Source organism: Nocardia sp. NPDC058499, assembly GCF_042719915.1.
GTDB lineage: Bacteria > Actinomycetota > Actinomycetes > Mycobacteriales > Mycobacteriaceae > Nocardia.
The window spans coordinates 1-1,458 of record NZ_JBHXMZ010000036.1 but is presented as its reverse complement, the minus strand read 5'-3'; the positions used below and the strand labels follow the sequence as shown (position 1 = coordinate 1,458).

The 1,458-nt window shown below is 64.8% G+C and carries 1 protein-coding gene; it reads left to right on the top strand.

The window, feature by feature from the left end; translation table 11 throughout:
- Window positions 1–222: 222 nt before the first annotated feature.
- Window positions 223–1,437 carry an IS110 family transposase gene (locus ACFWPH_RS34670; RefSeq protein ID WP_378756548.1) on the top strand — a complete coding sequence of 405 codons (1,215 nt, stop codon included), beginning with the start codon at window positions 223–225 and terminating at the stop codon, window positions 1,435–1,437.
- Window positions 1,438–1,458 lie beyond the last annotated feature (21 nt).

Genomic DNA, 1,458 nt, shown 5'->3' with positions numbered 1-1,458 from the left:
GGTTCCCTAAGTTTGTAGGCGTCTGGGGTTGGTGCCCTGGATGCCCAGAGCGGTGGGGTGTAGCTGATGAGGTTCTGCCTTGGTTGAGGCTCCGAAGGACTGGCTGCCCCACCGCGCTGGACGCTCCGACTGCTGATTGAGAGCTTGTTGCGGGTCGTCGCTGGTTAGGGATCTGACGGCGGGGTTGTCCACGGGCTGAACTGCGAGGTCAGGAGCACGTGGGTGGCAACTCGCCCTCAGATCTGGGTCGGGATCGATGTCGGTAAACACGCGCATCACGCGTGCGGGGTCGACGAGACCGGAAAAACGGTATTCAGCCAGAAGCTCGGCAACGACCAGGCCGCGATCGAAGCGTTGATCGCGCGCGCTGGTCAGGCCGCTGACCGGGTGGGCTGGGCGATCGATCTGACCAGCCCTATGGCGTTGCTGCTGATCACGGCGCTGTTGGCCGCTGATCAAGCGGTGACATATGTGCCGGGCCGAGTGGTGAATTCGATGACCGGCGGTTTCCGCGGCGAGGGCAAGACCGACGCCAAGGACGCGCGGGTGATCGCCCAGAGCGCCCGTCTGCGTGAAGATCTCAACCAGGTCGTGATGCCTGATGAGCTCGTGGTCGGACTGACCCAGCTGACCGGCTATCGCACCGATCTGATGGCGGATTGGGTGGCCGGGATCAACCGGCTGCGTGCGCTGCTCGGCTCGATCTTCCCCGCGTTGGAGGCCGCGTTCGACTACTCGAACCGGACCCCACTGATCCTGGTCGCCGCAATGTGCACTCCCGCCGAGATCCGAGCAGCCGGAATCGACGGTGTCACAACATACCTCGCCGACAACGGAGCGTGGAAGCCGGGCATCGCCAAGGCGGCCACCACCGCGATCGATGCCGCTGGACGCCAGAGCCTGGCTCTGCCCGGTGAGGCCGACACCGCGATGCTGGTCAAACGCATCGCCCGCAAGCTGCTGGATCTCGACCGGGAGATCAAGGACACCGACAAACTCATCACGACCCGATTCCGGCAACACCCGTGGGCGCGCATCATCGAATCCCTGCCCGGCATGGGCCCCGGACTGGGGGCGGAGTTCCTCGTCGGCACGCGCGGTGACCTGGCCAACTTCGCCAGTGCAGGCCGCTTGGCTTCCTATGCCGGCCTTGTCCCGGTCCCCCGGGACTCGGGCCGGGTCAACGGCAACCTGCACCGCCCGAAACGCTACAACCGACGCATGCGACGTGTGTTCTTCATGGCCGCCCTGTCGAGCCTGAAAGTCACCGACGGACCTTCGCGGCGGTTCTACGACCGAAAACGCGGTGAGCGACTCATCCATACCCAAGCCCTCCTAGCGTTGGCCCGGCGCCTGGTCGACGTGTTGTGGGCATTGCTGCGAGACGGCCGCGAATTCAGCATGGCAAACCCCATCCCGGTTGCTGCTGCGGCTTGACATGGTCATTGAGAGTCCTTC